Source organism: Oleiphilus sp. HI0117, assembly GCF_001635235.1.
Genome location: NZ_LWGA01000722.1, coordinates 1 through 6,369, shown reverse-complemented (window position 1 = coordinate 6,369; position 6,369 = coordinate 1). Strand labels below are relative to the sequence as shown.

The following is a 6,369-nucleotide window of genomic DNA, read 5'->3' as shown; positions in this document are numbered from 1 at the left end:
AATAGGGTGGTGAGTATATGGAGAAGACAGCTTTAAATTTTGGAGTATGATCTGTTTTTTTGGGGAGAAATGAGCTTATAGAAATACTCTTGATAAACGATAAAACTCTTTAACTGAGGCGTTGATTAGCTAAAACTAAAGAAAGATATAAATGCCGGTTTAGTCACAGCGGGATAACTAAAGCGGCATTTAGTAGTTCTAATCATTTTATAGATATTCGTTGCTCGAATTCTTGCGTAAAATCAACACTAAAGGAACTGAAGCCGTCGTTAACAATCTCTAAACCTGGATTTGACGAAACTCTAATAATTGCGGCGACTGAATCAGGGCAGATTGTTTCGGCAGGAATTACGTGAGTTAATTCCTCTGAAGAGTCAGCTTCATAGGGTGCGCATTCTTCTTGGGAAGATTGGTGTACATCAACAGTATCTACGCCGTAGATATCCCAATTAAACACCAGGTCTTCTTCGGAAGGGGAATACTCGCCAGAAATATTTGTTTCGACCTCAAAAAGAGGAGGCATTTCAAATGACAACGATGAATATGCGTCGCCATCGAAAATGATTTCGATTTGTCGTTCTTCACGACTAGGCTCTGGCAGATTTACACTGTAGTAAACCGCGCTGAAGGTTAAATCATAAGCTTTGTACTCAAACAAATCATAAGTTTCATCATCAATCTTCAAAAAGAACTTATTAGGTTCAGTGACGTCCACCTCTACTTGTTCAAATAGCCCAGCATCTTCATCTTGTTTTTCAAAAAGGCTAAATTGAAAGTTTAACTCCTTATCAGGGTTAACTGAATGAGTCTTAAGCTTATGAGTTTCATAAGTTGCCGTCAGTCCAACGTGTAATTGAGAATGATCGACGTCTGTAGAATCTTTATTTTCACAACCTGAAAATATTAATGCAGAAATAACAGCCGCTATATAGGAAATCAATTTCTTCATAATCCTGCCCTCCTTGGCAAACAGCTTATCGGTATGCCGCAGTCTTGATAAATATAATTTTTTCATCGTCCTTGATGCTTTTTCTGGTTTCATAGTTTATTAATTCATAGGCGAAATATAGTAGTAACCAGAGCTATTCGGCTTATGGATTGATTCAGCCACTGTTCCGTCCTCAATATCGTAGATTAGAAATATTTGGTCACCGTTACTGTTATACGCTTGCCCTTGATACAAACCTTTGTCGTATGGATGATCGCTAATATCGTAAGTAGCATAGCGACCAGATGCTGCAACTTCTGGCTCACCAATTAATCTATCCCCTGTTAGCGGGTTATACTGCACTAAAAAGCTTCGACTACTAGCGCCTTCAACATTAACCAAAATTACGAAACTCATATATCCAGAATAATCATAGTAATTCTGTTCACCGATTCCTGTATTAGGTATATCAGATTTCATTGCAGAACAAGTGATCTGGCCAGCGCCATAAGAAGCAATCAGGTCTGCAGGGATTACAGAATCAACAAGCGCAAGCTTCTTAGCAAGGCTTTCATCGTATTGATACCAATTGCACGACTCACCTAAAAATAGATCTGTTCCTGGATAACGAAATTCCAATCCCCAATTTGCTGCAGATGGATCATACTCTTCAGAATACGTGCTACGGTAGACTTCTTGTTCAACAACCCTTGAATTTGAAGTTAAGGTGTACTCGGTTAGAACTTCATCAAAACCTGTATAGGTTCTAATCCATTGTTCTTCACAGTTAAATGCTTCTTTCTGGCTCTCATGCAAATTCAAACACAGATCTGGTTCTCGAAACTCTTCTGTGTACTGGCGCTCCAAAAAACGTCTGTAATTCAATCCATCTGGTAGTCGAATTCGATCACCCACTCCACCTGATAGAATATCTGATTCAACGCCAGTAACTAAGCGGCCAACACCTGGAGAGTTGTCACCAATAACTCTTGAGCCATAAGCGATCGCGTTAGGAGAAATAGTTACTGGATAATTACCAATGCCATCCCCAGGAAGAAGGTAGGTTCTGGCTTCCAGGTCACCTTCTTTCTTCAGGTTCAGAAGAAATGATGTCGCTCCAATACTCTCATCTAATACGCCGGTTATTAAAACAGTGTCATGAGGTAAGGTCCACATATCACTGGAAGTGGTAATCGGATCACAAATCGGCACCAGAACATGTTCGCCTTCTGAATTTGGATAAAGACGAGTAGCCCCTGCCTTCAATGGAAATATTTTCCCATCACTTTTTCTTATCAATAACATCGCAGCAGACTGTGTTACTTCGGAACTGCTGAGCGTCGAACCATCTTCAGAAGTAACCAAGAACTTTAGAGGTAGCTGTTGAGTGCTATACATTGCGACGAAATCATCATTGATATTCTTAGCACATTCAGGTCGATATACGACTTCGGTTTCATTACCGTCTTCATCTACAAACTTAACTGTTTCTAAAGAACCGTCTGCACTTACCTTGTACAAAACATTGTTTGTAGTGAGTCCATTACTATTAGATGCTGTAAAACTCGCTGCTGACATTACTCCAGAGGCAGCTTGCTCACTGCCGACCACAAGAGAAGCAGCATCACTAAGATCTAGATTTGTATAAGCAGAAATTTGTTGTTCTTCTTCATGCTTAGGGTCATCTGAACCACAACCTGACAGTGCGATTGCAGATATCATAACTGTAGACGAGAGAATGTACTTAAACTTTGGTTCCATCAAAAATTCCTTTTTTCCATTTTATTGGCAATCTGTGGATAAATGTTACTCATAGTCTGTAGTGAATTCCAGCATTTTGTTGATTATAGGTATCATTTAATGGTGCCCACTCAATGCCCGAAGCAAATGAAGAGCTAATCCAGTTTGGACGGAACTTAGCGCGATTGAGAAAGGATAAAAAGATCACTCAAGAAGAGCTTGCCTATCTTGCAGATATAGACAGAAGCTATATTTCAGGGATTGAGAGTGGGCATAGAAATGTTGCTCTATTGAATATTTTGAAGTTGGCTAGGGCTTTAGAGTTAGAAGCGAAAGTTCTTCTGGATTACGCCTAATTAGTCACGGTATTAGCCACCAAAAGAGAAGGGGTGGCTAATAGATCACTTCAATTTCTAATTAGATTGACTTTGCTCTTCGAAATTTTTAAGACAATCGTCTCTGAGATCTTTGAAATAAAGATAAAGAGACTCATGCTTAATCGGTATGTCACGATTTTCTTCCTCTGCAACAAGCTGTCTTAACTGAATGTCTGTAAATGAGTAATCGAGCAGCAATTCGCCATCCAAGCGGATTTCAGTGAGCTTCAATTCCTCAACATCGCTTACGTGCACAGCCTCGTCATAGTATAAATCCATGGGTAGTGGCCCCCACTGGTCTGAATATTCAAATTCAAAGTCGTCAATCAAATAACTCAACTCCTCAAGCGCTTCATTTGCGTCATCAGTAAATGACGCTTTCACTTGAGTCCCATTATTTGAATATCCAGCGACGACTCTGTCAACGATTGGAGCTATTTCCTCACGAAGCGCTTCATATTCTTTCTTCAATACAATACCTGGTAATACGAAGCTCGAAGAATGTCCATAAAGCTCATTCCATGGGCAAGATCTATGGTCAGACTCATGATATTCAGATGGAAGATAAATTCGTCCATCATCCCAGTCAATATTTAACCTTAAACCGCAACGCGGACCAGCCACAGTAGGAAATGCTTGCTTTCTATCGGCCATATCCGCAAGTAACCGTGTACTTGGCATTGTGTGATCTTCAGATTTAATACCATAACGACGAAAACTCTCAATTAGCTCTCGTGTCACACCGGCACTTTCATCCAACATTATGGGCAAGCTACTCACCAGAGCGGCATAAGTTTTGAAACCTTGTGAATGAGAAAATATCTCGTAGAGGCGGGCATTTTCGACATTAATCCCTCGAGCATTCAAATATTCGTGTAGGGTAGAAATGAGCTCTCTTAGAGTCTGTTGGTTGTAAATAATCATCTTGAAATTCTCCATAGATATCCATAAGTGAGATCCCTGTTAACGTGTATATGATCAATTTAAAATTAACCAGACAAATTACCTGCCGAAGAAGCCGAGACGCAAACGTCGATTTCACAGTACAGTATTCGAAGCAGGAGGCGTAGCCTTATGTTAAGGCTCGTTTCCCTTGCTCTACTCTTTAATCTCTCCAAATTAATCATCTTCCTTTTGGGCTGAAGTTAGGTGAATACCTTCTACAATTCTTGTTCTGGGGATATCAGCTTTTCCAGACTCCCGAACAAGCCCAAACTTATCTGGATAACGAACGTCATCGTTGTTTTTTTCATCAAACATGAATTCATTACGACGTATGATCTTCATTTCTGAAAGTGCCTCTTTGAAGCAGCTTTCGCACAGATCTAGATGGTACTCGTTTCCATCTTCCTCTGATCCAGGTCCAAACTTAGCTGACAGGGAAGCTTGCATATCGTTGTCCTCAAAAAATACAGGGGACATACAGGCGTCGCAGACAAAACCAACGTTCTCAAACTTTTCAACTCTTGATTGCATTTTCACTGAGATCATCTCCTATAAACTTTGTTTGAATATGTCATTGATCAGGGCTTTTAATTTGAGTTTGGATACAAGAAAAAATACACTTAATAAGAGGTATCGGCTCAATTGACGCTTAGTTTCGTTTCAAGCTTCCCAATTAACTTAGATAGCGCAATGTCAGGTTTTTCTGGATCAAAAGGTTCAATCTCCATCCATTGATCTCTTTGGTGGGGTACTGCATAACAATCGGGCAGATCATCTACCATGATTACTCTGTCCCACTGGTGATGGACGTAAGTTAGATCTTTCAACCCCTTCCTCGGCCAGGTCACAGATTTAAGATCACGAAAAATGTGATTAACCTCCTTCAACTCAAATAGATCACGCTGTATCTTCACTACTCTATGTTCTGGAACTGTCGTATATAGGTATACCTTTTCAAATGCTTCATTTGACCATTCAAGGAAATCATTTAGATGGGGCCTGACGAAGCACGAGACAGCGCTGGATATCAATGTGTACTCAAGGTCTAGAGCTAATATCATTTCTACAATTCAATCATGAAATTTGGTTGGTAATCAGAGCATTCTCGTCCATAACCGTGTTGGTTGCTGATGATACGCGTGCGTCCTCTGATTTCATCGACATTAAAATGTGTATGGCCGAATACCCAATAGTCAGGGGCGTATGAATCAATGAGATCGATATGCTCGTTACAGAAATATGCTGTAATTTCATCTATTGAGTGCTGTTTATTTCTAAACTGGAGGCTCGGTGAGAAGTGAGTCACTACCATGGACGGGAGTTTTTCATCTTGTGTTGCTTGTAGCTGTTGTTTGAGCCATTCGCGTTGTTGGTGCCCAAGTTCAATACACTCTTGTGTACTAAATTTATGGTCACCCATTCCAATATAATGAAAGTCATTGATCCGATCAGCGATGACTGGTTCGACATTAGGAAACTCTTCGTTTTTTAGAGCGGATAGTGTTGTCCAACCTGTGCAGCCGATAAACCTAACGCCCTGGACTACTTTTGAATCGCATTGAAGAAAGTGTATTTGTTTCGACTTTGAGAACTCTTCTCGTAAAGCTTGTTCTGTCTCAATCATATTCTTGCAACCGTAGTATTCGTGGTTGCCGGGCACGAACACAATATCCATGTTTGGTCTGAATTCGGTGAGCAATGGTAGTATTTTCTGAATGTCACAGGCTTTATGGACATCACCAGCTAACACTAGAATATCGGGTGTAAACTCAAGCCAATACATAGGAGCACCTTGGAGCTCCATGTGCAAGTCGCTGTGAATTGCAATTTTTGTCATTTTTGCTCTCCAGGATGGTGGTCATCGTAGATATTATTTGGGGGGACATAGTTTTCGCTATGGGTCCAAGTGATTATTCCGTTATCAGTTGCGGAACATAGAATTCGATTTCTTTCTTCTAGTGTCTTTGTAAGCAGGCCTGACTCGCTAAGTTTGCGTAGATGATTGAATAAAGTATCTGGGTCAATCCGACCGTCAATAAATGCAAGTCGATTAGATGCTTTTTTGATGTCTTTTGACATGAGCATTAATTCCAAATCTATAGAGAAAGTATTCACTATAGGTTATGAAAGAAGGTTGTTTTGGTCAAGAAGCTGTTTTTAGTAATGCTTTGAAATATAAGGAAAAAATGTACGAATATCGTATATAGGTATTTGTTTGTAGAAGTGGATGAAGTGGGAGTAAAAAATTACTTTAGGCATGTCTTTTCGGTTGATTTTTTTAAGGTGGCAGTGATGGCGGGAGTTAGCAAAGAAAATTTCTTTGAGGGTGTGTACGAGGGTCGTATATTGGCTCGCTTGGTAATTTAAATTTAAGGCATA

At 40.0% G+C, this 6,369-nt stretch carries 9 protein-coding genes; 1 reads left to right on the top strand and 8 read right to left on the bottom strand.

Features of this window, described 5'->3' with window-relative positions:
- Positions 1-202: 202 nt before the first annotated feature.
- Complete coding sequence (locus tag A3757_RS10830; protein WP_068739609.1) at positions 203-949, bottom strand: hypothetical protein; 747 nt, start codon at positions 947-949, stop codon at positions 203-205.
- A gap of 99 nt (positions 950-1,048) precedes the next feature.
- Positions 1,049-2,689 (bottom strand): hypothetical protein, encoded by a 1,641-nt coding sequence (locus A3757_RS10825; RefSeq protein ID WP_068739607.1) that lies wholly within the window; start codon positions 2,687-2,689, stop codon positions 1,049-1,051.
- Positions 2,690-2,802: 113 nt separating this feature from the next.
- Here A3757_RS10825 and A3757_RS10820 point away from each other — a divergent pair, with 113 nt between their 5' ends.
- Positions 2,803-3,024 (top strand): helix-turn-helix domain-containing protein, encoded by a 222-nt coding sequence (locus tag A3757_RS10820; protein ID WP_068739605.1) that lies wholly within the window; start codon positions 2,803-2,805, stop codon positions 3,022-3,024.
- 57 nt (positions 3,025-3,081) lie between these two features.
- On the opposite strand, the gene A3757_RS10815 is transcribed toward A3757_RS10820, so the two are convergent.
- The 6 genes from A3757_RS10815 to A3757_RS27600 all read right to left on the bottom strand — a co-directional run.
- Positions 3,082-3,969 (bottom strand): hypothetical protein, encoded by an 888-nt coding sequence (locus A3757_RS10815; RefSeq protein ID WP_068739603.1) that lies wholly within the window; start codon positions 3,967-3,969, stop codon positions 3,082-3,084.
- Between the two features lie 195 nt (positions 3,970-4,164).
- Entirely contained in the window at positions 4,165-4,527 is a 363-nt protein-coding gene (locus tag A3757_RS10810; protein WP_156491940.1) for a hypothetical protein, read from the bottom strand.
- Between the two features lie 101 nt (positions 4,528-4,628).
- Positions 4,629-5,051: an NIF family HAD-type phosphatase gene (locus A3757_RS10805; RefSeq protein WP_068739279.1), complete on the bottom strand. Its 423-nt coding sequence runs from the start codon at positions 5,049-5,051 to the stop codon at positions 4,629-4,631.
- A 2-nt stretch (positions 5,052-5,053) separates the two neighbouring features.
- Positions 5,054-5,827: a metallophosphoesterase gene (locus A3757_RS10800; protein WP_068739598.1), complete on the bottom strand. Its 774-nt coding sequence runs from the start codon at positions 5,825-5,827 to the stop codon at positions 5,054-5,056.
- The gene (locus A3757_RS10795) at positions 5,824-6,069 is read right to left on the bottom strand and encodes a hypothetical protein (protein WP_068739173.1); all 246 of its coding nucleotides are present in this window, start codon (positions 6,067-6,069) and stop codon (positions 5,824-5,826) included. Before A3757_RS10795 ends, A3757_RS10800 begins: the two co-directional genes overlap by 4 nt.
- 78 nt (positions 6,070-6,147) lie before the next feature.
- Positions 6,148-6,369: hypothetical protein (locus tag A3757_RS27600; RefSeq protein ID WP_231878256.1), on the bottom strand; the 222-nt coding region annotated here is incomplete at its 5' end.

Coding starts and splice junctions, on each gene's coding strand:
- A3757_RS10815 (WP_068739603.1), bottom strand. CDS start 3,969: ATGATTATTTACAACCAACAGACTCTAAGAGAGCTCATTTCTACCCTA.
- A3757_RS10795 (WP_068739173.1), bottom strand. CDS start 6,069: ATGTCAAAAGACATCAAAAAAGCATCTAATCGACTTGCATTTATTGAC.
- A3757_RS10830 (WP_068739609.1), bottom strand. CDS start 949: ATGAAGAAATTGATTTCCTATATAGCGGCTGTTATTTCTGCATTAATA.
- A3757_RS10800 (WP_068739598.1), bottom strand. CDS start 5,827: ATGACAAAAATTGCAATTCACAGCGACTTGCACATGGAGCTCCAAGGT.
- A3757_RS10825 (WP_068739607.1), bottom strand. CDS start 2,689: ATGGAACCAAAGTTTAAGTACATTCTCTCGTCTACAGTTATGATATCT.
- A3757_RS10820 (WP_068739605.1), top strand. CDS start 2,803: ATGCCCGAAGCAAATGAAGAGCTAATCCAGTTTGGACGGAACTTAGCG.
- A3757_RS10805 (WP_068739279.1), bottom strand. CDS start 5,051: ATGATATTAGCTCTAGACCTTGAGTACACATTGATATCCAGCGCTGTC.